The organism is Raineyella sp. W15-4 (genome assembly GCF_033170155.1).
Classification (GTDB): Bacteria; Actinomycetota; Actinomycetes; order Propionibacteriales; family Propionibacteriaceae; genus Raineyella.
Map to the genome: position 1 here is coordinate 852,738 of NZ_CP137079.1, position 25,659 is coordinate 878,396.

At 70.6% G+C, this 25,659-nt stretch carries 22 protein-coding genes; 9 read left to right on the plus strand and 13 right to left on the minus strand.

Features of this window, described 5'->3' with window-relative positions; translation table 11 throughout:
• Positions 1-270: 270 nt before the first annotated feature.
• From R0145_RS03985 to R0145_RS04005, 5 genes are all read left to right on the plus strand, one after another.
• On the plus strand, positions 271-1,590 hold the full coding sequence (locus R0145_RS03985; RefSeq protein WP_317839122.1) for an MFS transporter: 1,320 nt from the start codon (positions 271-273) through the stop codon (positions 1,588-1,590).
• A 49-nt stretch (positions 1,591-1,639) separates the two neighbouring features.
• Positions 1,640-3,343: a thiamine pyrophosphate-dependent enzyme gene (locus R0145_RS03990; RefSeq protein WP_317839123.1), complete on the plus strand. Its 1,704-nt coding sequence runs from the start codon at positions 1,640-1,642 to the stop codon at positions 3,341-3,343.
• A 71-nt stretch (positions 3,344-3,414) separates the two neighbouring features.
• A complete protein-coding gene (locus R0145_RS03995) occupies positions 3,415-4,872 on the plus strand; it encodes a gamma-aminobutyraldehyde dehydrogenase (protein WP_317839124.1) in 1,458 nt (485 codons plus the stop codon).
• Between the two features lie 6 nt (positions 4,873-4,878).
• Complete coding sequence (locus R0145_RS04000) at positions 4,879-6,537, plus strand: amidohydrolase (RefSeq protein WP_317839125.1); 1,659 nt, start codon at positions 4,879-4,881, stop codon at positions 6,535-6,537.
• A gap of 149 nt (positions 6,538-6,686) precedes the next feature.
• A complete protein-coding gene (locus R0145_RS04005) occupies positions 6,687-7,466 on the plus strand; it encodes a carbon-nitrogen hydrolase family protein (RefSeq protein ID WP_317839126.1) in 780 nt (259 codons plus the stop codon).
• Between the two features lie 92 nt (positions 7,467-7,558).
• On the opposite strand, the gene R0145_RS04010 is transcribed toward R0145_RS04005, so the two are convergent.
• Positions 7,559-8,926: an aspartate aminotransferase family protein gene (locus R0145_RS04010; RefSeq protein ID WP_317839127.1), complete on the minus strand. Its 1,368-nt coding sequence runs from the start codon at positions 8,924-8,926 to the stop codon at positions 7,559-7,561.
• Positions 8,927-9,093: 167 nt separating this feature from the next.
• Here R0145_RS04010 and R0145_RS04015 point away from each other — a divergent pair, with 167 nt between their 5' ends.
• Complete coding sequence (locus tag R0145_RS04015; protein WP_317839128.1) at positions 9,094-10,221, plus strand: PucR family transcriptional regulator; 1,128 nt, start codon at positions 9,094-9,096, stop codon at positions 10,219-10,221.
• A gap of 30 nt (positions 10,222-10,251) precedes the next feature.
• On the opposite strand, the gene R0145_RS04020 is transcribed toward R0145_RS04015, so the two are convergent.
• From R0145_RS04020 to phnG, 11 genes are all read right to left on the minus strand, one after another.
• On the minus strand, positions 10,252-11,994 hold the full coding sequence (locus tag R0145_RS04020; protein WP_317839129.1) for a PhnE/PtxC family ABC transporter permease: 1,743 nt from the start codon (positions 11,992-11,994) through the stop codon (positions 10,252-10,254).
• Positions 11,991-12,839 carry a phosphonate ABC transporter ATP-binding protein gene (phnC, locus tag R0145_RS04025; RefSeq protein ID WP_317839130.1) on the minus strand — a complete coding sequence of 283 codons (849 nt, stop codon included), beginning with the start codon at positions 12,837-12,839 and terminating at the stop codon, positions 11,991-11,993. Before phnC ends, R0145_RS04020 begins: the two co-directional genes overlap by 4 nt.
• Before the next feature lie 24 nt (positions 12,840-12,863).
• Positions 12,864-13,826, minus strand: coding sequence for a phosphate/phosphite/phosphonate ABC transporter substrate-binding protein (gene phnD / locus R0145_RS04030; protein WP_317839131.1), 963 nt, complete (start codon positions 13,824-13,826; stop codon positions 12,864-12,866).
• A 372-nt stretch (positions 13,827-14,198) separates the two neighbouring features.
• Positions 14,199-15,368, minus strand: coding sequence for an alpha-D-ribose 1-methylphosphonate 5-triphosphate diphosphatase (locus tag R0145_RS04035; protein WP_317839132.1), 1,170 nt, complete (start codon positions 15,366-15,368; stop codon positions 14,199-14,201).
• Positions 15,365-16,114 (minus strand): DUF1045 domain-containing protein, encoded by a 750-nt coding sequence (locus tag R0145_RS04040; RefSeq protein ID WP_317839133.1) that lies wholly within the window; start codon positions 16,112-16,114, stop codon positions 15,365-15,367. The genes R0145_RS04035 and R0145_RS04040 overlap by 4 nt, the downstream gene beginning before the upstream one ends.
• Entirely contained in the window at positions 16,111-16,863 is a 753-nt protein-coding gene (gene phnL / locus R0145_RS04045) for a phosphonate C-P lyase system protein PhnL (protein WP_317839134.1), read from the minus strand. Before phnL ends, R0145_RS04040 begins: the two co-directional genes overlap by 4 nt.
• A 2-nt stretch (positions 16,864-16,865) precedes the next feature.
• Positions 16,866-17,702: a phosphonate C-P lyase system protein PhnK gene (gene phnK / locus R0145_RS04050; protein ID WP_317839135.1), complete on the minus strand. Its 837-nt coding sequence runs from the start codon at positions 17,700-17,702 to the stop codon at positions 16,866-16,868.
• Positions 17,699-18,676 carry an alpha-D-ribose 1-methylphosphonate 5-phosphate C-P-lyase PhnJ gene (locus R0145_RS04055; protein WP_317839136.1) on the minus strand — a complete coding sequence of 326 codons (978 nt, stop codon included), beginning with the start codon at positions 18,674-18,676 and terminating at the stop codon, positions 17,699-17,701. Before R0145_RS04055 ends, phnK begins: the two co-directional genes overlap by 4 nt.
• Positions 18,673-19,860 carry a carbon-phosphorus lyase complex subunit PhnI gene (locus R0145_RS04060; protein WP_317839137.1) on the minus strand — a complete coding sequence of 396 codons (1,188 nt, stop codon included), beginning with the start codon at positions 19,858-19,860 and terminating at the stop codon, positions 18,673-18,675. The genes R0145_RS04055 and R0145_RS04060 overlap by 4 nt, the downstream gene beginning before the upstream one ends.
• Positions 19,860-20,573, minus strand: a complete 714-nt coding sequence (phnH, locus tag R0145_RS04065; RefSeq protein WP_317839138.1) for a phosphonate C-P lyase system protein PhnH — start codon at positions 20,571-20,573, stop codon at positions 19,860-19,862. Before phnH ends, R0145_RS04060 begins: the two co-directional genes overlap by 1 nt.
• A complete protein-coding gene (gene phnG / locus R0145_RS04070) occupies positions 20,570-21,058 on the minus strand; it encodes a phosphonate C-P lyase system protein PhnG (protein ID WP_317839139.1) in 489 nt (162 codons plus the stop codon). Before phnG ends, phnH begins: the two co-directional genes overlap by 4 nt.
• Before the next feature lie 143 nt (positions 21,059-21,201).
• Here phnG and phnF point away from each other — a divergent pair, with 143 nt between their 5' ends.
• Positions 21,202-22,002 (plus strand): phosphonate metabolism transcriptional regulator PhnF, encoded by an 801-nt coding sequence (gene phnF / locus R0145_RS04075; RefSeq protein WP_317839140.1) that lies wholly within the window; start codon positions 21,202-21,204, stop codon positions 22,000-22,002.
• Between the two features lie 75 nt (positions 22,003-22,077).
• Here phnF and R0145_RS04080 read toward each other — a convergent pair whose 3' ends face one another.
• Positions 22,078-22,854: a class I SAM-dependent methyltransferase gene (locus R0145_RS04080; RefSeq protein ID WP_317839141.1), complete on the minus strand. Its 777-nt coding sequence runs from the start codon at positions 22,852-22,854 to the stop codon at positions 22,078-22,080.
• A 194-nt stretch (positions 22,855-23,048) separates the two neighbouring features.
• On the opposite strand from R0145_RS04080, the gene R0145_RS04085 reads away from it, so the two are divergent.
• Positions 23,049-23,675 carry a YceI family protein gene (locus R0145_RS04085; RefSeq protein ID WP_317839142.1) on the plus strand — a complete coding sequence of 209 codons (627 nt, stop codon included), beginning with the start codon at positions 23,049-23,051 and terminating at the stop codon, positions 23,673-23,675.
• Positions 23,676-23,903: 228 nt separating this feature from the next.
• Positions 23,904-25,112, plus strand: a complete 1,209-nt coding sequence (locus R0145_RS04090; protein ID WP_317839143.1) for an Ig-like domain-containing protein — start codon at positions 23,904-23,906, stop codon at positions 25,110-25,112.
• Positions 25,113-25,659 lie beyond the last annotated feature (547 nt).

The window sequence follows — 25,659 nt, forward strand, 5'->3', positions numbered from 1 at the left end:
GAACGTGTCGACGAGGCATGTATCCCGCCGTGTCACGGTGCTCTTCTCCGGTGTGCCCGGGGCGTGTCGGAGGGCTCATGGGGGGGCGGACGTGGTGCTGCGGCTCACCTTACGGATGTGCGTCTGCACAACGTCAAGCGCCGAATCCGGGCCGTCGGGTCATTGCCGCCGCACCATCCGTACGCCGACAGTTGACGCCAACAACGTTGTGACGGCCCGCGACAGCGCTCGGCCGGATCGGCAGCCTCCTTCCGACCTGAGGAGTCCCCCATGTCAGTAGCGACCTTCAACGAGGCGGACATCGCCCAGCAACTCGACGCCAGCACCGCCCGCAAGGTGGCGGTGTCGGCCATGGTCGGCACCGCCCTCGAGTGGTACGACTTCTTCCTGTTCTCCACCGCGGCCGCGCTGGTCTTCAACAAGCAGTACTTCGTCTCGCACGACCCCCTCGTGGCCACCCTCGCCTCCTTCGGGACGCTGGCCGTCGGCTTCGTGGCGCGCCCCATCGGCGGCCTCATCTTCGGCCACATGGGCGACCGGCTCGGGCGGCGTCGTACGCTCATGATCACCATCGTCGGCATCGGCGCGATCACCGGCATCATCGGCCTGCTGCCGACCTATGCCGGCATCGGGATCGCCGCACCGGTCGCACTGATCGTGCTGCGCCTGCTGCAGGGGCTCGCCGTCGGCGGTGAGTGGGGCGGCGCCGTGACGATCGCGGTCGAACACGCACCGGCCGGCCGACGTGCCCGGTTCGCCGCGATGCCCCAGCTCGGCTCACCGATCGGCACACTGATGTCGTCCGGCGGCTTCTTCCTGGTCTCGCTGATGTCGAAGGACTCGTTCGACGCCTGGGGCTGGCGGATCCCGTTCCTGCTGGCGTTCCCGCTGCTCCTCGTCGCGGTGCTGATCCGGCGCCACATGGAGGAGTCCCCGATGTTCCGCAAGCTGGCCGAGGCCGAGGAGATGGCGCACGCCCCGATCAAGGAGGTCGTCGCCACCTCGCCGTGGCAGATCGTCGTCGGCCTGTGCACCGCCCTGCTCGGCATCGGCGGCTTCTACCTCGTCACCACCTTCGTGATCAGCTACGGGACGACCGTCCTCGGCCTGTCATCGCGACTGATGCTGCTCGGCACGCTCGTCGCGGCCCTGTTCGAGATCGGCGTCATCATCACCGGCGGCCGGCTCGGCGAACGGTTCGGCGCCAGCCGGGTCGCCGTGGCCGGGGCACTGGCCTCCGCCGCCCTCGCCTTCCCGGTGTTCCTCGGCATCCAGACCCGGATCCCGGTGGTCGTCGTGCTCAGCATGGCCCTGGGCGTGGCGGTCCTCTCCTACCCCTACTCGGTCTCCGGCACGCTGCTCACCGGGCTGTTCCCGGCCAAGCTCCGCTACACCGGCGTGGCCCTCTCGTCCAACCTCGCCGGGGTGGTCAGCGGGTTCGTTCCGATGATCGCCACCGCGCTGCTCGCCGCCAGCGGGAAGCAGTGGTGGCCGGCCGCGGTCTTCCTGATGGTCATCTCGCTGATCACCGTGATCGGCTCGGTCATCGCCCCGCGGGTCAGCATCCCGGAGCTCGGCATCCGGCACTGACCGGGCCGGCTGCCCCCGTATCGCCATCACCTTCCGGAAAGGACGACCCATGGTCCGCAGCGCCGGCCACCTCATCGTCGACCAGCTCGCCGCCGGTGGCGTACGCCGCCTCTACTGCGTGCCCGGCGAGAGCTACCTCGACATCCTCGACGGCCTGTACGACGCCCCGGTCGAGGCGGTGGTGTGCCGCCAGGAAGGTGGCGCGGGGTTCATGGCGCTGGCCGAGAGCCGGCTGACCGGCGTCCCCGGTGTCGCCGCGGTGACCCGGGGCCCGGGCGCTGCCAACGCGTTCATCGCCGTCCACACCGCGTGGCAGGACCGGACCCCGCTGCTGCTGATCGTGGGGCTCGTCCCGGTGACGCACCGCAACCGGGAGGCGTTCCAGGAGTTCGACCCGGCCGGCTGGTTCGGCTCCACCGCGAAGAAGATCCTCGTCCTCGACGACCCCGAGACGGCCGCCGACCTCGTCGTCGACGCCCTGCACACCGCGGTCAGCGGCCGACCCGGCCCGGTCGTGCTCGGGGTCCCGGAGGACCTGCTGACCCGGACGACCGACGCCCCGGTCCTCCCGCCCCGCGCGGTCGCCGGGCCCGTCCCCGCAGCGGGCAGCATCGAGGAGTTCCGGCGGCTCCTGGATGCGGCACGACACCCCGTCGTGGTGGCCGGCGGGGAGGGCTGGACCGACCGGTCCGCCGCAGCGCTGGCCCGGTGGGCGGCCCGGTGCTCGTTGCCCGTGGTCACCGACTTCCGGGCCTACGACCTGGTCGATCACGACGCGCCGGTCTACTGCGGAACCCTGGGGTACGGCCGGGACCCCCGGCTGGCCGACCGGCTCGACCGGGCGGACCTGCTCGTCTTCCTGGGGGCGGTTCGCGGCGATGTGCTCAGCGACGGCTTCACCCGGGGCTTGGACGCCACCACGGTGGTCATCGACCCCGACCCGGACGTCCGGGGCCACGCCGGGCGCCTCGACCTGCAGATCGTGAGCACACCCGCCGCGTTCCTCGCCGCGTTCCTCGCCACGGTGCTCGGCACCGACGATGGCGACTCAGCCCAAGCCCCCGCCCCGACGCCGACCGCTGACCGCCGACACTGGCTGGAGGAGGCGAGGGCCCGGGCGGTCGCGTACGCCACCCCACATCCTGACGGGGGTGCAGGGGCCGACCTCGGTGTCGCGACGGCCCTGCTGCACGAGCGGCTCGAGCGCGACGCGATCGTCACCTACGGTGCGGGGAACCACGCCCTGTGGGCCCAGCGCTACCTGCCGCACCACGGACCGGGATCGCTGGTCGGGCCCCGCAACGGAGCGATGGGCGTCGGGGTGCCGGCGGCCGTTGCCGCGTCGATCGTGTTCCCGGGCCGTCAGGTCGTCTGCTTCACCGGCGACGGCTGTTTCCTGATGAACGGCCAGGAGCTCGCCACCGCCGCCGCCTACGGCGCCACTCCGCTGGTCGTGGTGGTGGACAACGGGTGTTTCGGGACGATCCGACAGCATCAGGAGCGCCGCTATCCGGGACGGCCGTCGGGCACCGGCCTGACCAATCCCGACTTCGCCACCCTGGCGCGGTCCTACGGCGGCTTCGGCCGCCGCCTGGACCGGACCGAGCAGGTCGCGGATGCTCTCGACGAGGCCATCGCGGCGACCCGGGGAGAGGACGGCGGGCCCGCCCGGCTCGCCCTGCTGCACCTCGTGGTGGATCCCCGGACCAGGGTCCCCCGGGCGTGCCCCGAGACCGAGGAGGACGAACAATGACGGACACGAGGACGGACGTGAAGGTGACGGACACGAGGACGAGCGTGAAGGTGACGGACACGAGGACGAGCGTGACGGACACGGGTATGCCGGACCCGACGAGGGCGGACCCGGTGGAGCTCGGCAATGTCGTCGGCGGCCGCACCCTCCGGGGTGGCCCGGCCCTGGAGTTCCGCGATCCCGCCACCGGGCAGGTGATCGGCACCGCGCCGGACAGCACCGCTGCGCAGGTGGACGACGCGATCCGGGCGGCGTCGACCGCCCTGAGGTCGTGGCGCCGGTCGACTCCCGCGACCCGCCAACGGGCCCTGCTCCGGCTCGCCGACCTTGTCGAGGACCACGCCGAGGAACTCACCGAGGCCGAGGTGGCGCAGACCGGGAAGCCTCGTGCCGTGACCCGCACCCTCGAGATCGAGCGCGGCGCCGACCAGCTGCGATTCTTCGCCGGGGCGGCCCGGATCATCCCCGGAACCGCCCAGGCCGAGTACGCCGAGGGGTTCACCTCGACCGTACGGCGTGAGCCGCTCGGCGTCGTCGCCCAGATCACCCCCTGGAACTACCCGTTCATGATGGCGATCTGGAAGATCGGGCCGGCCCTCGCCACCGGCAACACCGTGGTGCTCAAGCCGGCCGAGACCACCCCGTGGACCACCGTCCTGCTGGCCGAACTCGCCCAGCAGGTGCTGCCGGCCGGTGTGCTGAACGTCGTCTGCGGCGGCCGGGACACCGGACGGCTGCTGGTGGCCCACCCGCGGCCGGACCTGGTCGCGATCACCGGCAGCACCCGGGCGGGTGGCCAGGTGATGGCCGGCTCCGCGGAGACCCTCAAGGACGTCCATCTCGAGCTGGGCGGCAAGGCTCCGGCGGTCGTCTTCGACGACGTCGACCTGGCCGCGGCGGCCCGCGACATCGCCGCAGCGGCATTCTTCAACGCCGGCCAGGACTGCACGGCCGTCACCCGGGTGCTGGTGCAGCGGTCCGTCCACGACGAGTTCTGTCGGGAACTGGCGGCCGCCGCAGGACGGCTGCGGGTCGGCGGGCCGTGCGACGACGGTGCCTTCTGCGGCCCGCTGAACAGCGCGGAGCAGCTCGCCCGGGTCACCGGCTTCCTCGATCGGCTGCCCGGCCATGCGCGCGTCATCGCGGGCGGCCGGGGCCGGGGGCCGGGCTACTTCCTCGACCCCACCGTCGTCGTCGGGGTGCACCAGGACGACGAGATCGTCCAGCAGGAGGTGTTCGGCCCGGTGGTCACCGTCCAGCCGTTCTCCGACGAGGCCGAGGCCCTTGCCCTGGCGAACGGTGTCGACCTCGCCCTGGCCTCCAGTGTCTGGACCCGCGACGTGGCACGAGCCCAGCGGATGGCCGCCGAGCTGGACTTCGGAGCGGTGTGGATCAACTGCCACCAGGTCATCCCGGCCGAGGCCCCGCACGGCGGGTTCAAGCGCTCCGGGACCGGCAAGGACCTGTCGATCTTCGGCGTGGAGGACTACACCCGGATCAAGTCCGTGACGACCGCGATGGAGTGGTGATCTGAAATGAAACTCGACCTGCTGATCCACCACGCCGACATCCGGACGCAGGACCCCCTCCACCCGCGGGCCCACACCCTGGGCGTGCTCGGCGGGCGCGTCGTGGGCCTGGACGGCGAGGTGACCGGGATCCCCGCCCGCCGCACCGTCGACCTGCACCGCGCGGTCGTGCTGCCCGGCTTCAACGACGCGCACTGCCACACCACCTGGTACGGCCTGACCCTGGCCTCCGTCGATCTCCTCCCCGCCCGCTCCCTCGACGACGTCTACCGGGCCATCGCGGCCAGGGCGGCCGTCTCGGCACCAGGGGCCTGGGTGGTGGCCAACGGGTTCGACCACCACCACCTCGGCGGTCGCTACCCCGACATCGACGAGCTCGACGAGGCCGCCGGCGGCCGGCCCGTCTACATCCGGCACATGTCGGGCCACGCGTCGATCGTCAACACGGCGACCCTGCGGCTGGCCGGCGTGTTCGCGCCGGATTTCACCGAGCCGGTGGGCGGCGGCGTACGCCGCCGGCCGGACGGCCGTCCCAGCGGCCTGCTCGAGGAACAGGCCCAACACCTCGTCCAGGACCTGGTCCTGCCCTACTCCCAGGCCGACATCGCCGCTGCGCTGGAGCGGGCCACCCAGGTGTACGCCGCCGAGGGCATCACCAGCTTCACCGAGGCCGGCATCGCCGGCGGCTGGATCGGTCACAGCCCGGTCGAACTCGCCGCCTACCAGACCGCTCGCGAGGAGGGTCGCCTGCACGCCCGGGCCCAGTTGATGGTCACCCTCGACGCCCTGCACCCGGTGGTCGCGCACCCCGACGACCACGCCGGGATCGGCCTCGACCTGGGGTTGCGGACCGGGATGGGTGACGACCACCTCTCCATCGGCCCGACCAAGGTCTTCGTCGACGGCTCACTCTTCGGTGAGACGGCCGCGGTCAGCGAGCCCTACTGCACCGCCCAGCATCGGGAGGGGTACTTCCAGCTCGCCCCGGACGACCTGCGCGCCCGGATGCTCGATGCCTACCGGTCGGGCTGGTCCCTGGCCGCCCATGCCATCGGCGACCGGGCGATCGACCTGGCGCTGGACATCATGGCGGAGGCCCGGGTGGCGTACGGTCCGCACCGGGTACCCAACCGCCTGGAGCACGGCGGCGTGATCCGGCCCGACCAGATCCCGGCGCTGGCCGCGGCCGGGGTGGCCGTGGTGCCCCAGCCCAACTTCCTGCGTCAGTTCGGCGACGGCATGGCCCGCTCCCTGGGCCCCGCGCGGACCGCGTGGTCGTACCGGGTGCGTTCCCTGCTGGAGGCGGGGGTGTGCGTGCCGGGCAGCTCGGACCGCCCGTGCGCCGACGGCGTGGCGCTGCGCGGCGTGCAGGCCTTCGTCGAGCGGCTGACCGGCTCCGGCGCGACGTACGGACCGGGGGAGCGGGTGACGGCCGAGCAGGCGGTCCGTGCCTACACCGTGGGCTCGGCGGCGGCGACCGGCTTCGCCGGGGTCAAGGGCGCGCTCGCCACTGGTCAGCTCGCCGATTTCGTCGTCCTGTCGGCAGCCCCGTCGGACGTCCCGGCCGAGGAGATCTCCGCCATCGAGGTGCTCGCCACCTCGGTCGGGGGCCGCTTCACCCACGACGCGCTCGGACTGGCCGAGCGGACCCTGCTGCTGACCTGAGGCGGCGGCGCCCGAGGCCCGGCCGTCCCCCGGTTCTGGGACCTCCACCGCCTCCCACTGCCTCCTCGTTCCGCATTCGGCTCGGAACCTCTGGATCTGAGCCCTCTCGTCGCCCATCGTCGCGGGACCACCCCGCGGAAAGGACCATCATGACCACCGCACGTATCGCCGTCCTGGAGGCCGATCCCGAGCTCGCTGCCGGCACGGAAGCCTGGCACCGGCTCGGTGAACGGCTGGCCCGCCTCAGCCCTGACCTGTTGGTGCTCAACGAGTTGCCGTTCGGCATCTGGCTCGCCTCCTCCCACGAGTTCGACGACGTCCGCTGGAACGCCTCGGTGGCGATTCATGACGAGGCCATCGCCCGGCTCGCCGAGCTCGACGTTCCCGCCGTGGTGGGCAGCCGGCCGCTGACCTTGCCGGACGGCAACCGGGTCAACGCCGGCTTCTCCTGGACCGCGGAGGACGGCGCCGTCGTACGCCACCACAAACGTCACCTGCCGCACGGCCCCGGCTACTGGGAGACCACCTGGACCGCCGCCGGCACCCGCCCGTTCGAGCCGTTCGAGATCGCCGGGATCACGGTCGGGTTCATGGTGTGCACCGACATCATGTTCCCGGAACACGCCCGGGCCTACGGCCGGCAGGGGGTGGACCTGATCGTCTGTCCCCGCGCCACGCCGATTCTCGACGAGGCGATGTTCCACGCGGCCCTCAGCATGGCCGCCACCGTGTCGGGGAGCTACGTCGCCTCCTCCAACCGCGGCTACACCGACTCCGACGGGTTCAGCTACGAGGGCAACGGCTACGTCATCAGCCCACGGGCCATCACGCTGGCCGCGACGACGCCGGAGGAGAGCCTGCTCGTCGTCGACATCGACACCGAGAACGCCCGCACCAAGCAGGCCCGCTACCCGTGCGACGTCGACTGACCGACCGCCCGGATCGGCGCCCCGTCGCCCCGCTCCACCGGAGAGCGGGGCGACGGGGCGGATCCGTGGGGGCAGCGGTCGCGGATGCCGACTCAGGGCCGCAGGCCGGCGAGCCGGGTCTCGATCGCCCGCTCGAAGATGTCCAGGCCGGCGGCGAGCTGGTCGTCGGTGATCACCAGCGGGGCGAGGAACCGGACCACGTTGCCGTACGTTCCGGCGCTCTCGATCAACAGGCCGTGCTGGGCGGCCTCCGCAACAACGGCCGCCACCAGCTCGGGGAACGGCTCCTTGGTGGCGCGATCCGTGACGAATTCCAGGCCGACCATGGCGCCGAGGCCCCGGATGTCCCCGATGACGTCGAACCGATCCGCCCAGGCGCGATAGCGCTCCGCGACCGTCTCGCCGATCCGGAGGGCGCGCGCGGCGAGCCGGTCGCGCTCGATGATCTCGAGCACCTTCAGGCCGGCCGTGCAGGCCAGCGGATTGCCGCAGAAGGTCCCGCCGATCACCCCGACCGGGACCGACTCCATGATCTCCTCGCGGGCGACGACCGCACTCAGCGGGAGGCCGCCGGCGATCGACTTCGCCGCGGTGAGGATGTCGGGCCGTACGCCGTGCTCGGCCCAGTACTGGCTGGCGAAGAGCCGGCCGGTCCGGCCGAAGCCGGTCTGCACCTCATCGGCGATCAGCAGGATCCCGTGGCGATCGCAGATCTCACGGACCGCGCTGATCCAGGCCAGCGGAGCCGGAATGAACCCGCCCTCACCCTGCACCGGTTCGACCACGATCGCGGCGACCTGCTCGGGCAGGGAGGCGTACTCGAACACCGCCTCGAGCCGGTCGAGGTAGTAGTCGATCGCCGCATCGTCTCTGAGGTCGCCCGGTGCCCGATAGAGATAGGGGAATTCGGCCCGGCAGACGCCATCGGGAAAAGGCCCCATCCCCTTGGCGTACGCCTTCTTCGCGGTCATCGCCATGGTGAGCAGCGTCCGGCCGTGGAATGCGCCGGAGAAGACGATGATGTTCGGCCGACCGGTGAAGGCCTTCGCGATCTTCACCGCGTTCTCGTCCGCTTCGGCGCCGCTGTTCGCGAAGAAGACGCGTCGGTGCGCCCCGTCCACCGGCGTACGATCCGCCAGCGCCTCGGCGAGCGCCACATAGCCCTCGTGGGTGACGATGTTCGCCATCGCATGGAAATAGTCGTCGGCCTGTTCCTTGACGGCGGCGACGACCTCCGGATGCGAGTAGCCGATGTTCAGCACCCCCACCCCGCCGACCCAGTCGACGAAACGGTTGCCGTCGACATCCTCGATCATTGCGCCCTCACCCCGGTTGATCACGACCGGATATCCGCAGCGGACCGCCGACGGCACGGTCCGTGCCCGGCGGGCGATCACCTCGGCGGCGCGGGGGCCGGGCACGGCGTTCGTCACGATCTGGGGGAGGTCTTTCCCGAGCATGTCTGTCACTCCTCGAGTAGGGATGATGACGGCCGGGATGTGATGACCGGCACTGAGACCAGCATCCGCGGTCAACGGCGGCGTGCACAGGTGCGGCGGACACAGAGTTCCGTCGCCGGTTTGTCCTCCGGGCCCAAGTGCCGCGGGGCAAGTGAGAGGAGTTCCCGATGAAGACCTCTGTCCGAGGGCTGTACGAGGGCATCCGGACCGGCTATCAGGTCACCCTCCGCTGCGGTGGGAACGGTCTGGACCGGATGCCGACCTGGGTCTATCTGGCCGAGGACCTGCAGAACATCGACTTCCTCAAGGGCGGTGAGTTCGTCATCACCACCGGACTCTTCACCCGATCGGGCGGCACCTTGATCGACCTCGTTCGGGCGGTGGCGTCGAAGGGCTGCAGCGCCGTGCTCGTCAATGTGGGGCGCTATCTCTCCGTCGACGATCTCACCGAGGAAGTGGTCGACTTCTGCGACGCGCACCGGCTTCCGCTGTTCGTGGTTCCCTGGCAGATCCATCTGGTCGACGTGATGCGGGAGCTTTCCATGGCGCTGGTCAAGGACCGTCAACGTCGCGACGCGCTGGATATCGCCTTCACCGCAGTTCTCGAACAGCAGCCGATGTCTCCCGAGGCTTTGCACGACCTCGGCCGGGCCGGCTACCGGCCCGAGGACGAATATCGGTTGGCGCTGATCCGGAATCTGGCGTCCCCGCACGAGGCGTCCGCCGCCCTCCGGCGGCGGGACCCACACGGACATCTGTTCGCCAAGGACGACCTGCACGTGCTCGTCCTCCCGGTGCGTGATGCCACAGCCCCCGTAGCGGACCTGGTCGCGATACTCGCACCGTACGGTGAGGTGTCGGTCGGGGTCTGCGGCTCCGGCCACGTGCTGGATGAGCTCGGGAGTGCATATCGCGAGGCGCGGTTCTCCCTGGCCGTCGCCCAGGTGTGGCAGCGCCGTTCCCTGGGGTTCGACGAGCTCGGCGTGCTGCAACTGCTCTTCAGCGTCCCGGACCAGGAGATCCTGGCAGGACTGTGCGCCAGCTATCTCGGTCCGCTCGAAGCGTACGATGCCGAACACGCCACCCAGCTGGTGCGGACCCTGCAGGTCTATCTCCTCGCCGACTGCAGTCCGACCGATGCGTCGGTGCGGCTGCCCGCGCACCGGAACACGGTGGTGTACCGGGTGAATCGCATCAAGGAGATCCTCGGCGTCGACCTCGGCCGGGCGACGATCAAGTTCAACCTCCTCCTGGCGCTCTACATCCGTGAGTACCTGACTCTGCGGCAGCGGTGACGCACGGTGGCGTCGGCGACCACCGATGCGTCAGCGGTAGATCCGCCGCAGCAGCGTGGCGATGCCTTCGACGACCAGTACGGTCACGACGATCATGGCGACCAGCGTGGTCACCTGCCCGTGGAAGGTCAGCACGCTGGAGGCCTGGGTGAGGTAGAAGCCGACACCGCCGCCGCCGACGATGCCGAGGAGCGTGGCGGCCCGGATGTTGGTGTCGACCAGGTACATCGAGTTCCCGATCAGCGACGGCAGCCCCACCGGCCAGGTCGTCGAGAAGTAGCGCTGGGTCCGGGTCGCCCCGGTGGCGGTGACGGCCCGTTCCAGGCCCCGCGGCACCTCCTCGAACGAGTCGGCGATCAGCTTGCCGAGCAGGCCGATGCCGCCGAAGGCGAGCGCGATCGCGCCGGCCTGGTTGCCCAGCCCGGTGATCATGATCAGGAAGATGGCCAGCACCAGCTCGGGCACGCCGCGGAAGAAGACCAGGATGAAGCGGAAGACCGCGCGTACGCGGCCGGTCGGGGCCACATTGCGGGCCGCGAGCGAGCCGATGACCAGCGAGGGCACCAGTGACAGCAGCGCGGCGGCGAAGGCGACCTGGATCGTCACGAGCATGCCCTGGGCGAACTCGCCGAAGGTGTGGGTGCCGAAGTTCGGCGGCCAGAAACTCTGCAGTGTCGGGATCACGTACTCCCAGGTGATCTGGGAGAAGTCGACGTCGGCCCACCAGTAGCTGGCGACGATCAGCGCGACAGCGGCCAGGGACCAGCCGACGTTGCGGATCCGGTCGCTCGTCCACGGCCGCTTGAGCATCTGCTCGACCGAGCGGGCCGGAGCGTCGCCCGATGTCGCCCCGGCCGAGCGCCGGGTGCGCTTCAGGGTGCGTACGGACCGCCCGCCGAGGGCGTTGCCGACCGGGTCGATGCCGAGCAGGTTGCGGCGGATCGCCGACGACACGAACTCCAGGACGACGCAGAGCAGGAAGATGACCGCAGCGATCCCCAGTCCGCGCCCGTAGCCGGTCGGGAACTGCTGGAACGCCACCCGCATCGCGTAGCCGAGACCGCCGACGCCGGCGTAGCCGAGGATGGCCGAGCCGCGCAGGTTGATGTCGAAGCGATGCAGCATGGTCGCGATCCAGGACGGCAGCACCTGGGGGACGACGCCCGACCAGAACTCCTGTGCCCGGGACCCTCCGGCGGCCCGGATCGCGAGGCGCGGGCCGTCGTCGGACTGTTCGATCGCGTCCGCGAAGAGTTTGGAGATCATCCCGATCGAGTGGATGCCCATCGCGAAGATGCCGGGCAGCGGGCTGCCCAGGGTGAAGGTGAGCGCAAAGGCGAGCGCGAGGACGACGTCAGGGATGGCGCGGGTGATGACGCCGATCGCCCGGCCGACCCAGCGCAGCCAGCCCGCCGGCGTCGTGTTGTCCGCCGAGATCCAGGCCACCGGGATGGACAGCACCGACGCGAGGAGGGTGCCGAGCACGACGGTGCCGATGGTCAGGCCGATGAGGTACGCGAGGTCCCGGGGCGCGGGGACACTGATCGGCCCCATCAGGCTGAACGTCCTGACCGCGGTGTTGATGCTGGTCTGCAGGTTGGACAACGAGAAGTCCAGGCTCAGCAGCGAGTGCACCGAGAAGGCCGCCATCGTCAGGATCAGCACCAGGCCGGCCGCACCGCCGACCGGGAACCGGCGACGTGGCGCCCGGGCGGCGACATCGGCGTACGCCGCGGGCAGGTCAGCGCGGACGGTGGTCACCTCGGTGGTCACCGGGCACCGTCCCCGGCGAACCGGGCGACGGAGGCGGTGAGCCGGACTTCCGCCAGTTCGGCCTCCAACCCCGACAGGTCGCCGGTGGTGGTACGCCGGTAGACCTCCATCACCTGGGCATGGTTCAGGTTGCTCGTGCTCGTGTCGAGGACGATCTCGCCCTGGCGCAGGCCGACGATGCGATCGCCCCAGCCGAGGGCGAGGTCGACCTGATGCAGGCTGCACACGATGGTCAGGCCGTCGTCGGCGGCGATCTCACGGATCAGGCTCATCACCTGCCCGCTCGACTCCGGATCGAGGCTCGCCACCGGCTCGTCGGCCAGCAGGATCTCGGGGTTCTGCATCAGTGCGCGGGCGATCGCGACGCGCTGCTGCTGACCGCCGGAGAGCTGATCGGCACGCTGGTACGCCTTCTCCAGCAGGCCGACGCGATCGAGGTGGGTCAATCCGGCGAGCTTGAGGGACCTGGGGTAGGCCCACAGTCCGAGGCGCGGACCTCTCAGCCGGGCGAGCGCACCGGTGAGCACGTTCTCGAGCACTGTCAGCGACGGCACCAGCTCGAACTGCTGAAAAATCATCCCGACCCGGCCGCGCAGGGCCCGCAGCGCCTTCGGCCGGAGAGCCGGAACGTCCTGGTCGAGGACACGGACGGTGCCCTGGGTGGGTCGTTCGAGGCCGTTGAGGTGCCGCAGCAGGGTCGACTTGCCGGAGCCGGACAACCCGAGCAGCACGACGACCTCCCCGGGCTCCACCGTCAGCGCGATATCGTGGAGCGCCCGCGTCTGACCGAAGTACTTCGTGAGCCCGGTAACCGAGATGGTCGGGGAGATCGTCGTGCTACTCATGGTCCTGTTACTTCTCTCCGCGGATCAGGCGTTGCACTTGGCGGCCGGGATCGACTTGCAGAGGTCGGTGATGGTCTGGTAGTAAGCGGCGTCAGCCTTCTGGGCGCCGAAGTAGCCCTTGGTGAAGCCGTCGGTGAGGGTGACGCCGGAGCCGTTGATGGCATCGACCGTGGCACCGGCGAGGACGCCGGAGAGCTTCGTCTTCACATCGGCGGGCAGCGTCGACGAGATCGACAGCGGGCCACCGGGCACGAACTCCTTGTTGATGATCGTCACCTGACCCTTCTGGGCAGCCGCGTCCGCCTCGGTGTCCTCGGCGAAGCCGACGTCGCACTGCTTGCTTGCGACGGCCTGGACCGACTTGTCATGGGCACCGGCGAAGACCGGTGTGAAGTCCTTGAAGGTCGGGTTACCGTTCGCGTCAGTGCCCGAGGCATTGACGTCGATGCCGGCCTTCGACAGCTGGTACAGGCCGAAGAGGAAGCCGGAGGTCGAGTTCGGGTCGACGAAGCAGACCTTCTTGCCCTTCGCATCGGCGAGCGAGGCGATCGAGGAGCCCGCGGGCACCATCGCCTCGGAGTAGTAGCCGGCCTTGGTGACGGTCGGCGAGGTGAGCGTCGCCGCGACCGGCTCGATCTTGGCGCCCTTGTTGACGGCCATCACGTACTGCAGGGCACCTGACGACATCACGTCGATCTTGCCTGCGACGGCCGCGGCGATCAGCGCGGTGTAGTCGGCGGTGGGGTAGTACTCGACCTTGTAGCCGGTCTGCTTGGCGATGTAGTCCTCGAGGGGCTTGTTGCTCGAGTCGGAGCCGGCCTTGTCGGGCGTGGCCCCGAACACGATCGTGCCCTCGGACTTCGCCCAGGTGCCCTTGGAGGCGCTCGCGGCGCCGGTGCTGCCGGAAGAGCAGCTGGCGAGGGCGACGGCAGCGAGCACTGCCGCCGTCGCGGTTGCGATCACTCGCTTGGTACCGGACAGATGCATCAGGGATGCCTTTCGGATCGTGCACACGTTCATGGAGAGCGCCGTGTGTCATGACAGAAGCTAGGGAATGCAGGTGGAAATTTGGCGACCGGAAAGTGGTCTTCAGGTGAATTCATTCGGTCGCGAATCTCTTGGTGAGGTGCAGAGGTAAGGCCGAAGAATGGCAACACAAAATGCCTCCGGCGGAATCCGTCGGGGGTTGAGATATTCATTTGTCCGGGGGCAGTTCGTCCGCTATCGGAGGACAGTCTGTCCGCGGTGACAGGAAAGATGAGGGTGACAGGGGGTGTGGTCACGGTCCTCGTGCCGGTCTAGCACATGAGGTGCGGGCCGGGGACCGGCCCGGGGCGGTCCCCGGCACACCGCATGTGGTCATGCGACCCGGTGGCCTTCCCGCCAGACGCTGCGCACCACCGGGACGCGGTGCTCGTCGGCCGAGACTCCGACCGGGATCGGGTGCACGTGCACCCGCACCAGGTCGGCCCGCAGGCCCGGGGCGATCTGGCCCCGGTCGGTGAGACCGACGGCGCGGGCGGGGTTGGTGCTCATCAGTCGTACGCCCTGCTCGACGGTCAGCGCGCCCGTCGCGGCGAGTCGGACGACCGCCTGGAGGGGGCTCGCCGGGACGTAGTCGGACGACAGGATGTGCAGGAATCCCAGTGCGAGCAGGTCGGTTGCCGCGACGTTGCCGGACTGCGATCCGCCGCGGACGATGTTCGGTGCGCCCATCACGACCAGCTGGTCCGCCGCCACTGCCGCCCGGGCCGCCTCGACGGTGGTCGGGAACTCGGCGATGCCGACGCCGAGCGCCGCCGATTCCTGCACGTGCGCCTCGGTCGCGTCGTCGTGCGTGGCGAGAGTGATTCCGCGCTCCCGTGCCTGCCGGGCGATCGCGGCCCGGTGCGGTGCGGCGTACACCGCGGAGGCAGCCTTCAGCGACGCGACGTGATCGTCGAATTGGGCGGTGGTGAGGTGCCGCTTGCCGATCATGTAGGTGCGGAAGGCCTCGACGTCGGCGTACTGACGCTCGCCCGGGGTGTGGTCCATCAGCGACGCGAGCCGGACCCGCGGTGCGTCCTCGAACGACTCGAACGAGGTCAGACAGTCGGGCGCGGAGACCTCGCAGCGCAGGTGGATGTAGTGCTCGGCGCGCAGCAGTCCGGCGTCCGCGGCGTGGTCGATCGCGTCGGCGAGCCGGTGGGCGTTGGCGGGCGCGGAGTCCTTCGCGTTCGGCGTGGCGCCGAGGCGGACCGCGTCGAACACGGTGGTCGCCCCCGAGGCGCCGAGCTGCGCGTCGTGGGCGAGCACCGCTGCGACCGGGTCCCAGTGGGTGCCGGGCCGCGGCTCGAAGTGTTGCTCCAGGTGGTCGGTGTGCAGCTCGACGATGCCGGGCAGCAGGTAGTCGCCGTCGAGGTCCTCGCCGTACCGGACCGAGCCGGCGTCGATGTCGGCGATCCGACCCTCGCGGACGACGACGGTGCCGGTGACGACCTCGTCGAGCAGGACGACCCGGGCGTTGGTCAGGATGTTCTCGCTGCTCATGCTTCTCCTTCTCGGTGGCCCGCGGCGGCGGGCTCGGATGGGTGGGTCGGCGTGCCGCCGAGGGGGTGGGTGGACCGGAGGGTGAACGGCGCGCCGGGTGCGGGCTCGACGAAGACACACAGCGCCTCGAATGGCACGTCCCGGTCGAGGTGGCCGGTGAAGTGCTCGGCGAGTGCCGCGGACACCCGCGGCCGGTCGCGTTCGTCGATCCGGTCGGTCAGCGTGAGGTGCGCGAGGAACTCGTCGAGCACGTACGGATAGCCCCACGTGTCGAGCAGCGCGCGCTGCCGCGGGCTGAGCCGCTCGGGGTGGCGGCGGGCCCGGTCGGCGGCGGTCAGCGGAGCGCGGAGGTCGTCGAGCGTACGGACGACGGCGGCGGCCAGCGCGTGGAGTCCGGGTGCCGGTGCCCCGGCGATCAGGGCGTAGAAGCCGCCGAGCCGGCGCAGGGCGATCCGCGGCACCACCACCGGCGGCAGGTCGGCGGCGAGCCGGGCGACCCGGACGTCGAGTTCGGCGACGTCGCGGCCGTCGGCGAGCCGGAACGGCGCCTTGAGGGTGGCGTGGAAGCCGTACCGGCGGGCGTCCACGGTGAGTGCGTCGAGCTCGTCGCGGGTCCAGCCGGCCGGGACCGCGGCAGTGACGGGGCGGCCGTCGACCGAGCGGCCGATCCACGCTTCGGCGAGCAGGCGCAGCGGGTCGGGTGTCAGTGCGCCGGGCAGCCCGTAGACCGCGTAGCGGACGGTCATCCGAGCGCACCCACGGGATGGGCCTGGAACGCCTCGACGTCGACGCAGCGGTCCGCGACCGCCTCGCGCACTTCCGCGTCGTGGAAGATCGCCAGCATCCCGACGCCGCGGGCGAGCTCGTCGCGGATCAGCTCGACGACGATCTCCCGGTTGCGGGCGTCGAGGGAGGCGGTCGGCTCGTCCAGCAACAGCATCGGGTGGCTGGTGATGAAGCCGCGGGCGATGTTGACCCGTTGCTGCTCGCCGCCGGAGAAGGTGGCCGGCGGCAGGCTCCACAGCCGTTCGGGGATGCTCAGCCGGGTGAGCAGGGCAGCGGCGCGCTCCTCGGCGGCGGCGTGCGTGGTGCCCCGGGAGACCAGCGGCTCGGCGACGACCTGCAGGGCGGAGACCCGGGGGATGGCCCGCAGGAACTGGCTGACGTAGCCGATGGTGTCGCGGCGGGCGGCGATCACCTCGCGCGGCCGGGCGGTGGCCAGGTCGAGCGGGCCACCGGGCCGGTCGAGGATGATCGAGCCGGCGTCGACGCCGTAGTTGCCGTAGACCATCTTGAGCACCGAACTCTTCCCGGTGCCGGACGCGCCGGCCAGGACGACGCACTCGCCGCGCCGCACCTCCAGGGTGAGGCCGTGCAGCACGGGCAGCCGCTGGCCGCCCTGCAGGTGCATGGTGAAGGTCTTGTCGACTCCGCGGACGGAGAGAATCGGGGAATCCGAGCGCTTGCGCGACGGCGCATCTGAGGTGTCGGTCACGATCATCCTTGCAGGATCGAGGAGACGAGCAGCTGGGTGTAGGCGGCCTGCGGGTCGTCGAGCACGCGGTCGGTGAGGCCGGCCTCGACCACCCCGCCGTCCTTCATCACCAGGGTCCGGTGCGAGATCAGCCGGGCCACGGCGAGGTCGTGGGTGACGATCACGACGGCGAGGCCGAGTTCGGCGACCAGCGAGCGGATCAGGTCCAGCAGCCGCGCCTGGACCGAGACGTCTAGCCCGCTCGTCGGCTCGTCCATGAACACCAGCCGCGGGGAGACCACCAGGTTGCGGGCGATCTGCAGCCGCTGCCGCATGCCGCCGGAGAAGGTGGCCGGGGCGTCGTCGATCCGGTCGGCGGGGATCTCCACCCGCGCCAGCCACTCCTCGGCCTTGGCCCGGATCCGGCCGTAGTGTCGCCAGCCGGTGGCCATCAGTGGCTCACCGATGTTGCCGCCGGCGCTGACGTGCATCCGCAGCCCGGCGGTCGCGTCCTGGTGCACGAAGCCCCAGTCGGAGCGCCACAGGGTCCGTACGTCGCGCTCCGAGAGATCGCCGAGGTCGACGAGCGCGCCGTTCGCCCGGTACCGGACCGACCCCTCGTCGGTGCTCAGCCGCCGGGCGAGCATCCCGAGCAGGGTCGACTTGCCGGACCCCGATTCCCCGACAACGGCCAGCACCTCGCCCGGCCAGAGGTCGAACGAGACGTTGCGGCAGCCGAAGCGGTCGCGGTAGCGGTGCCCCGCGCCGGTGACGCTGAGCAGCGGCCCGGCGTCGAGAATGGCGTCGACGGTGGGGATGAGGGTCGGGTCGAGGGTGGGATCGACGGTGCTGTCGGTCATGCGTCCGCCTCCTGCGGTTCGGGCTGCTCCTGGAGTTCGGCCCGGCGTGCGGCTGCCGAGGTGCCGCGGAGGGCGGCTGCGGGGTCGGACGGGCGTACGGCCGAGGGATCGGCCTGCCGTGCGGCGGCAGTGCGCTCGCAGTGGTCGGTGTCGGAGCAGACGAAGATCGACCCGCCCCGGTCGTCGGTGATCACCTCGTCCATGTAGACCCCGACCGACCCGCAGATCTCGCAGGGGGTCAGGAACTGTTGCGGCTCGAACGGGAAATCCTCGAAATCGATGCTCACCACATCGGTATAGGGCGGCACCGCGTAGATGCGCTTCTCGCGGCCGGCGCCGAACAGATGCACCGCGGGTGAGCGGTGCAGTTTCGCATTGTCGAAGCTGGGGATCGGTGACGGGGCCATCATGTACCGCCCGTTGACGATCACCGGATAGTCGTACGTCTTCGCGATGTGGCCGAAACGGGCGATGTCCTCGTACAGCTTCACGTACATCGAGCCGTAGTCCTCCAACGCGTGCAGCCGGCGGGTCTCCGACTCCCGCGGCTCGAGCCATCGCAGCGGCTCCGGCGTGGGCACCTGGTAGACCATCACCTGGCCCTCGACCAGTGGCGTCTCGGGGATCCGGTGACGCGTCTGGATCACCGTCGCCTCGTCGGTGCGGGTCGTCGTCGAGCACGCGGTGACCTTCTCGAAGAAGTGCCGGATGCTCACCGCGTTGGTGGTGTCGTCCGCACCCTGGTCGATCACCTTGAGGGTGTCGTCGGGGCCGATCACCGAGGCGGTGACCTGGACGCCGCCGGTGCCCCAGCCCCGCGGCATCGGCACCTCGCGGCTCGCGAACGGCACCTGGAACCCCGGGACCGCCATCGCCTTGAGCAGCGCGCGCCGGATGACGCGCTTCGTCTGCTCGTCGAGATAGGCCTCGTTGTACTGGATGCGGGGGAAGGCCTCCGCTTGTGGAACGGTCATCGCGCGGTGTCCTCCTTCGTGGCGCCGGCGAGCGCCTCGCGGTCGTTCGTGGCGCTGTCGTTGGCCCTGCTGTCGTTCGCCTTGCCGTCGTTCGCTTTGCTGTCGTTCGTCGCACCGGCCGTACCGGGGCCGAGGTCCGCGTGGATGGTGCGGAGCAGGGCGAGCTCGGCCTGGAAGTCCACGTAGTGCGGCAGCTTGAGGTGCTCGACGAAGCCGGTCGCCTGGACGTTGTCGGCGTGTTCGATGACGAACTCCTCGTCGTTGGCGGGCGCGACCTTCCGCTCGCCGAGCTCCTCCCACCGCAGCGCGCGATCGACGAGCGACATCGACATCGCCTTGCGCTCGGAGCGGCCGAACGCGAGCCCGTAGCCGCGGGTGAACCGGGCCGGCTCGGTGGCGCTGCCGACGAACTGGGTGACCATCTGGCACTCGGTGACCTCGATCCGGCCGAGGCAGACCGGGTGGCCGAACTCCGGCACGACCAGCTCGACCTCGACCTCGCCGACGCGGACCTCGCCGACGAACGGGTGCGTCGAGCCGTAGCCGCGCAGGGTCGAGTAACCGATCCCGAGCAGGAAGCCCTCGTCACCGCGGGCGAGCGCCTGCATCCGCTCCGGTCGGGACATCGGGAACACCGTCGGCTCGCGGGTCAGGTCCGCGGGCTCCGGGTCCTCGCCGGCCGGATGATCGACGACAGGCTCGATCAGGGCGGCGGCGCCGAGCAGGTCGGTGACCCGCGGCATCGGCTCGGACGGTCCGAGGTCGGCCGGCACCTCCGGGGCGTCCGTCGGCTCGGTCAGCAGGCGGTGGGTGTAGTCGAAGGTCGCTCCGAGCTGCTGGCCCCCGGGGATGTCCTTGAACGTGGCCGAGACCCGTCGCTCCGCCGGCAGGCCGGCGGTGTCGAGCGCGACGGTGGTGCCCAGTCGGCGCAGTGTCGTGCGGTAGGTGCGCAGCAGGGTGATCGCCTCCAGTGCGTCGCCCTGACTCTGCACGATCGCGCGGGCGGCGAGGTCCGGGTCGTAGAGCGAACCCTCGGTCATCACCCGGGAGACGAGGACGCCGAGCTGGTCGCGGACCTGGGCCGGGGTCAGCCGGGGGGTCGCCTCCTCGCCGCGGCCGCGCTTCGCGAGCAGGGCGTGCGCGTTGGCGATCGCCTGCTCGCCGCCCTTGACGGCGACGTACATCAGTCCACCTCCGTGAGTCGGGTCGTCCGCGGCAGACCGACGAGCGTGTCGTCAGCGGCGAACACGAGGTCGACGCCGCGCGGGAAGGCGGCGCCGTTGGCGGCCCACTGGACGGGGAAGTCCGCCGGCAGGTCGGGGGCACGCCAGGGCGTGGGCTCCGGGAAGCCCGGACCGTACGCGGTGAAGGCCGGGCCCGCGCCGTACCCGGCACTACCGGGGGTGTCCATGCCGGAGGTCGCGTCGACGTCGAGAAGCGCGTCCGTGCCGGGGTGCTCGGTCGCGATGACGACCGTGGTGGAGGTGTGCGGCGCCTCGTCGCTGCCCGGAGCGAACGAGTCCAGTGGCGGTAGCGCCGACGGGGTGGCGACGACGGCGAAGGCGGCGAGGGCGCGGTCGTCGACGGTCCGGGCGCCGGTGTGGAAGGCGATCCACTCGGTGAGGTCGTGGTCGCCGGCCAGTGTCGGGTCCAGCCACAGCGGCGTGGACTCGTCCGCAACGGTCAGCAGCAGCGCCGCTGCTCCGCCGGTGAGGGCACCGGGGGCGGGCACCTCGACCGGCAGGGGCACCGCCGTCGTCGGGCGCGCGAGCGCGGCGAGCAGGGCGCGGAAGGTCCGCTGGGCGTCGTGCACCGGATCGGCGAAGCCGGGAGCCGGGATGTGAGCGTGGAGAGTGGCGGTCGGCGGTTGCGGTGCTCCGGGCAGTCGCGGCGTCATGCGTCGTCCTCCTCGGCACCGGCGTTCTCCCGGGCCACGGTGAAGAAGTTGACCTGGGTGGCGCGGGCCTCGCCGCGCGACTGGGCATCGAGGCCGGCCTGTTCGCGCTCGAGCGGCGCAATCACCTCGCTCAGCGCCCGCGGTGCGGTCGCCGGGTCGGCGAGCAGGGCGTCGAAGATGGCGGCCAGCCCGGCATGTTCCGGATCGCTGCCGAGGACATAGCTGGTGCCGACCCGTTCGGCGAGCAGGGCGCCGCCGTGCAACAGCGCCGTGGCGCGGGTGACGGTCGCCTCGCCGAGGTTGAACCGGTCGCCGCTGCCGCCGATCCGGCCCTGCACCATGACGAGTCCGGCCTCCGGGCCGCGGAGGTACTCCACCTCGGGGGCATCGGGCCACGTCGCCCAGCATTCGGCGAGTCGGGCGGTGTCCGCGAGCGCGAGTGCGCGCGCCGTACGTTGCCGTTGGGCGGTTGCGGTGTCGTTCATCTCACCTCTCAAGTTGTCTACTGGAGTAGATAACTTGACGCTATCGCGACCACGGCGACGCCATGGAACACAACCGGTGCACATCAGATGAACACTGCGGGAAGAGTATCGGAGTCGATCGGAGTCGATATACTCCGGAGCCGATGACCAGCACGGGTGCGACGGGCGCCGACGATTGCCCGACGGGCGGCGCGAACCGCCCCATGATCGGCGGTGACCAGGCGATGAGCAGCGGCTACCAGGCGTGGCGCCTCATCGCAGAGGAACTGCGCAGCGAGATCATCGACGGACATGTCGTCCCGGGGGCCAAGCTGGCCAGCGAGGGTGAGCTCGCCGAACGCTTCGGGGTCAACCGCCACACGGTGCGTCGCGCGGTCGCTGCCCTCGCCGCGGACGGCCTCGTCGTTGCCCGGCGCGGCAGCGGTACGTACGTCCAGGAGCACGCCGTGCTGGTGCACCGGATCGGCATGCGGACCCGGATGACCGACAGTCTCGGTGCGCGGGCGGACACCGCGGGCGTGCGCCTGCTCGGCTCCGCCACCGAGGTCCCGCCGGCGGAGGTCGCTGCACGGCTACGGATCGGGGGGCGCGAGGCGCTGCGGGTCGACACCGTGCGGACGGTCGGTGGTCGGCCGGTGCTGCGCGGGACGCAGTGGCTGGCGATCGACTTCGCGCCGGTGTTCCTCGCCGAGTATCAGCGGACCGGGTCGGTCACCGCGGGGCTGCGCGCCGGCGGGATCGACGACTACCTGCGCGGGTCGACGACCGTCGGCGCCCGGCACGCCACCGCCGCGGAGGCGGCCGACCTGGAACTCGCGGTCGGTGCTGTGGTCCTCGTGGTGCGCGCGCTCGACGTGCTGCCGGACGGCACCCCGCTGCTGTTGGGCATCACCCGCTTCGCCGCGCAGTGGGTGGAGCTCGACATCGAACACGTCGGTTCCTGAGGGAGACCTGTCCCGGCTTCGCTCGGCTCCCGGACGCGTTCCGCGGGAACCATGGCGTTCGGGGTACCAGGGCGGTCAGGCCGTCGTGTCCGGCAGCTGGCCCAGGTAGCTGCGCAGCACGGTGGGGAACGGCATCGTGGCGCCGTCCCGGTGCTCCTCGAACACCTCCGACAGCTCCGCCACGAACGACGCGTAACCGTCCTCGCCCGGCCGCGGGGCGTACGAGGCGGACAGCTGTCGGCCGAGGAAGCCCGCCCGGTCCAGCCGCAGGTCGCCGGGGAACGTCCGCGCGAGGACCGCACCGGACCCGCCGAAGAACCGGGCGATCCGCGCCGGCTCGTCGTCCCGGCCACCGCTGAAACCCTGGAATCCCGGGCACCAGCGCCGGCACACCGCGGCGGTGGCTGCCGTCACCGGCGCCGTGGGGACCCGCGAGTTCCAGACCAGGGCGACGTACGCCCCGGGGCGCAGGATCCGCAGACACTCGGCCCGGAAGCCGTCGGGGTCGAACCAGTGGAAGGCCTGCGCCACGGTGACCAGATCCATGCTGTGCGCGGGCAGTCGGGTGTCTTCGGCGGTGGCCTGCACTGCACGGAACCCGGCCCGACCGCCGAGCCGCCGCCGGGCCAGCGCGAGCATGTCGGCATTCGGCTCGACGGCTGTGACCTGCAGTCCGCGGGCCAACAGCTGCTCGGTGAGCCGGCCGGTGCCGGCCCCGATGTCGGCGACCTCGCCGGACGCGTCGATGCCGGTGCTCCCGACCAGGTGGTCCAGCCAGGCCTCGGGGTAGCCGGGGCGGAACCGGTCGTAGACCTCCGCTCGGCCGCTGAACAGGGTCGTGTTGTCCGTCACCGGGAGCCTCCGCATCATCGGTCGCCGCCGTCTCGCCGTCTCGCCGTCTCGCCGGTCCGTCGCGGCGCCTGCCGCCAACCTATCGCCGGCAGGGCCGGACGCCGATGGAACACCCGACTTGCACACTTGCTGGAACCTTGTACTATTCAATCATCAACTAAATCACGGTTGATCGACTTCCACACGATTGCGAGATGACCATGAGCTTCTTCAACAAGGCCAAGCGCGCCGACGAGACCTCCGCCGCGGCTGCCACCACCGCCACCGTCGCCACCGACGGCCCGCTGTTCCAGCTGGACGGCACCTACAACCTCGATCCCTCGCACACCCAGATCGGCTTCGTCGCCCGCCATGCCATGGTGACCAAGGTCCGTGGCCGTTTCGCCGACTTCGCCGGCACCGCCAGCACCAAGGCCGGCCTGATCGACCCGAAGATCGAGGTCACCGTCCAGGTCCCGTCGATCAGCACCAACGACGAGGGCCGGGACGGCCACCTGAAGTCCGCCGACTTCTTCGACGTCGAGAGCTACCCGACGATCACCTTCTCCTCGACCGAGATCTCCGCGGTCTCCGATGACGTGCTGCGCGTCACCGGTGACCTCACCATCAAGGACGTCACCAAGCCCGTCACCATCGACTTCGAGTACGCCGGTGCCGCCCAGGACCCGTTCGGCAACCAGCGCGTCGGCCTGGAGGGCTCGACCGTGGTCGACCGCAAGGAGTTCGGCCTGACCTGGAATGCCGCGCTGGAGACCGGCGGTGTCCTCGTCTCCGACAAGATCACCCTCGAGTTCGAGATCTCGGCCATCAAGGCCGCCTGACCCTCGGGCGCCGCGTCACAGCCGCGGGCCCGCACAGGGCCGCCGTGCCGCGTGAAGCCGCGTAACGGGCGTCATCGGGAATCGTTCCCGGTGGCGCCCGTTGCGCCTCCGTGTGCCGTTCCGCTCTGCCGCTGCTGTGCCGCTCCGCAGCGAATCCTGGGGTCCTGGCCCCCGCCAGGTATCCTGGGGTCGATGGTCGGTTTCGTACGGGGTTCGCTGGAGGTGTAGATGACCTGGAAGGCTCGCGGGGTCGCCGCGCTCACCGCGGTGGCGGTCACCGTCGCCCTCGGTGCCTGTGCACCGGCCAGCTCCACCGATCGGGCCGGTGGCAAGGTCGCCGCCGGACAGGCCTCGCCCGCCGGGTTCCAGGCCGGCAGTAACGTTGCCGCCGATGCCACGGATGTCCCGGTCGACACCCTGGTCAAGGTCACCCCCACCGCCGGCACGCTGAAGGCGGTCACCGTCACCGGCGCCGGCACGGACAAGAAGGGCGCTCCGGTCAGCAGCACCGTCCAGGGATCTCTCGCCGACGACGGCACCTGGACGGCCACCGAACGGCTCGACCCGGCCACCGTCTACACCGTCGTGGCGACCGGTTCCACCGCCGCCGGTGAGTCCTCGGTGACCTCCCACTTCACCACCGCGGCGCTCACCCTCAAGCAGCAGGTCCACGTCTCGATCACCAACCAGTCCGGCTCCACGTACGGTGTGGCGATGCCGGTCGATGTGACCTTCGATCTGCCGGTGACCGACAAGAAGTCTTTCGAGCAGAACCTCAAGGTCACCACCGTCCCGGCCCAGAACGGGTCGTGGGGCTGGGTGTCCGACCGTGAGGTGCAGTGGCGTCCGGAGAATTACTTCCAGTCCGGCACCAAGGTGTCGGTCCAGGCCAACCTCAACGGTGTCGGTGCCGGCGACGGCCGGTACGGGCAGAACTCGGCCTCGGTCGACTTCGGCATCGGCCAGTCGCGGATCACCAAGGTCGACCTCGCGTCCAAGCAGCTCACCCAGTACACCGACGGTCAGGTGGTCGCGACCGTTCCGGTGAGCGGCGGCAAGTCCGGGTCGGAGACCCGTAGCGGCACCAGCGTGGTGATGGAGAAGCTGACCGAGACCCGGATGGCGTCCGAGACCGTGGGCATCCCCAACAACTCCTCCGACGGCTACGACATGATGGTGAAGTACGCGATGCGGATCACCACCAGTGGCGAGTTCCTCCACGCGGCGCCATGGAACGCGGCCTATTTCGGCCGCAGCAACCAGAGCCACGGGTGCGTCGGGATGGGCACCGCAGAGGCCCAGAAGCTCTTCGGCATCATCCAGGTCGGTGATCCGGTGGTGGTCTCCGGCACCGGCCGGCCGCTCGACGACGGCAACGGCTGGACCGCGTGGAACAACTCCTGGCAGCAGTGGCAGACGAAGTCGGCCCTCGCCTGATCCTCCCGTTCGCGGGCGCTTTCGAACCTCGTGTTCGCCGGATGAACCTCTGAGGTAGCCTCCCCCCCTCGTCGTGGTCGGCACCGTCCCGGTCGGCTGAGTTCCCGTATCAGTCTCCCGAAGCACTTGACAGAGCCTGGTGTTCTGGTGTGACATTACTTCTACCGCCCGATGTTACCGTTAACATGGTGATCTCAAGTCGAGATGACCCCGATGGGAGCACGGTTCCGCATCACGCGCAAGGAGGCGAGTGGGGGCATGACGCCGAGAATGTTTGTCGACCATTGTGGCGAAAGAATCTTCGTAGCTCGAACATTGATCTCGGTAGTGCGCGGGCGCGGCCTCGCCGTGGCGCCGCAGATGCCGATCCACCACCTGTCCCGGCGCCCCTCGGTCCGCCGTCCGATCGCCCGACCGGTGCCTCCTCGCGCCGCCGATCCCTCGCCGTCCTCACGCCGGCCCCTCGCCCACCACCTCCTCGCTCCGGGGCGGTAGACACGAACCTCGCCCGTCCGGGCCGCCCGGCGGGCTCGATCCAGCGTCGCAA

Excerpts from the sequence above, each read along its gene's own strand:
- R0145_RS03985 (WP_317839122.1), top strand. The coding sequence starts at position 271 with ATGTCAGTAGCGACCTTCAACGAGGCGGACATCGCCCAGCAACTCGAC.
- R0145_RS03990 (WP_317839123.1), top strand. The coding sequence starts at position 1,640 with ATGGTCCGCAGCGCCGGCCACCTCATCGTCGACCAGCTCGCCGCCGGT.
- R0145_RS04000 (WP_317839125.1), top strand. The coding sequence starts at position 4,879 with ATGAAACTCGACCTGCTGATCCACCACGCCGACATCCGGACGCAGGAC.
- R0145_RS04005 (WP_317839126.1), top strand. The coding sequence starts at position 6,687 with ATGACCACCGCACGTATCGCCGTCCTGGAGGCCGATCCCGAGCTCGCT.
- R0145_RS04010 (WP_317839127.1), bottom strand. The coding sequence starts at position 8,926 with ATGCTCGGGAAAGACCTCCCCCAGATCGTGACGAACGCCGTGCCCGGC.
- R0145_RS04015 (WP_317839128.1), top strand. The coding sequence starts at position 9,094 with ATGAAGACCTCTGTCCGAGGGCTGTACGAGGGCATCCGGACCGGCTAT.
- phnC (WP_317839130.1), bottom strand. The coding sequence starts at position 12,839 with ATGAGTAGCACGACGATCTCCCCGACCATCTCGGTTACCGGGCTCACG.
- phnD (WP_317839131.1), bottom strand. The coding sequence starts at position 13,826 with ATGCATCTGTCCGGTACCAAGCGAGTGATCGCAACCGCGACGGCGGCA.
- R0145_RS04035 (WP_317839132.1), bottom strand. The coding sequence starts at position 15,368 with ATGAGCAGCGAGAACATCCTGACCAACGCCCGGGTCGTCCTGCTCGAC.
- R0145_RS04040 (WP_317839133.1), bottom strand. The coding sequence starts at position 16,114 with ATGACCGTCCGCTACGCGGTCTACGGGCTGCCCGGCGCACTGACACCC.
- phnK (WP_317839135.1), bottom strand. The coding sequence starts at position 17,702 with ATGACCGACAGCACCGTCGATCCCACCCTCGACCCGACCCTCATCCCC.
- R0145_RS04055 (WP_317839136.1), bottom strand. The coding sequence starts at position 18,676 with ATGACCGTTCCACAAGCGGAGGCCTTCCCCCGCATCCAGTACAACGAG.
- R0145_RS04060 (WP_317839137.1), bottom strand. The coding sequence starts at position 19,860 with ATGTACGTCGCCGTCAAGGGCGGCGAGCAGGCGATCGCCAACGCGCAC.
- phnH (WP_317839138.1), bottom strand. The coding sequence starts at position 20,573 with ATGACGCCGCGACTGCCCGGAGCACCGCAACCGCCGACCGCCACTCTC.
- phnG (WP_317839139.1), bottom strand. The coding sequence starts at position 21,058 with ATGAACGACACCGCAACCGCCCAACGGCAACGTACGGCGCGCGCACTC.
- phnF (WP_317839140.1), top strand. The coding sequence starts at position 21,202 with ATGACCAGCACGGGTGCGACGGGCGCCGACGATTGCCCGACGGGCGGC.
- R0145_RS04085 (WP_317839142.1), top strand. The coding sequence starts at position 23,049 with ATGACCATGAGCTTCTTCAACAAGGCCAAGCGCGCCGACGAGACCTCC.
- R0145_RS04090 (WP_317839143.1), top strand. The coding sequence starts at position 23,904 with ATGACCTGGAAGGCTCGCGGGGTCGCCGCGCTCACCGCGGTGGCGGTC.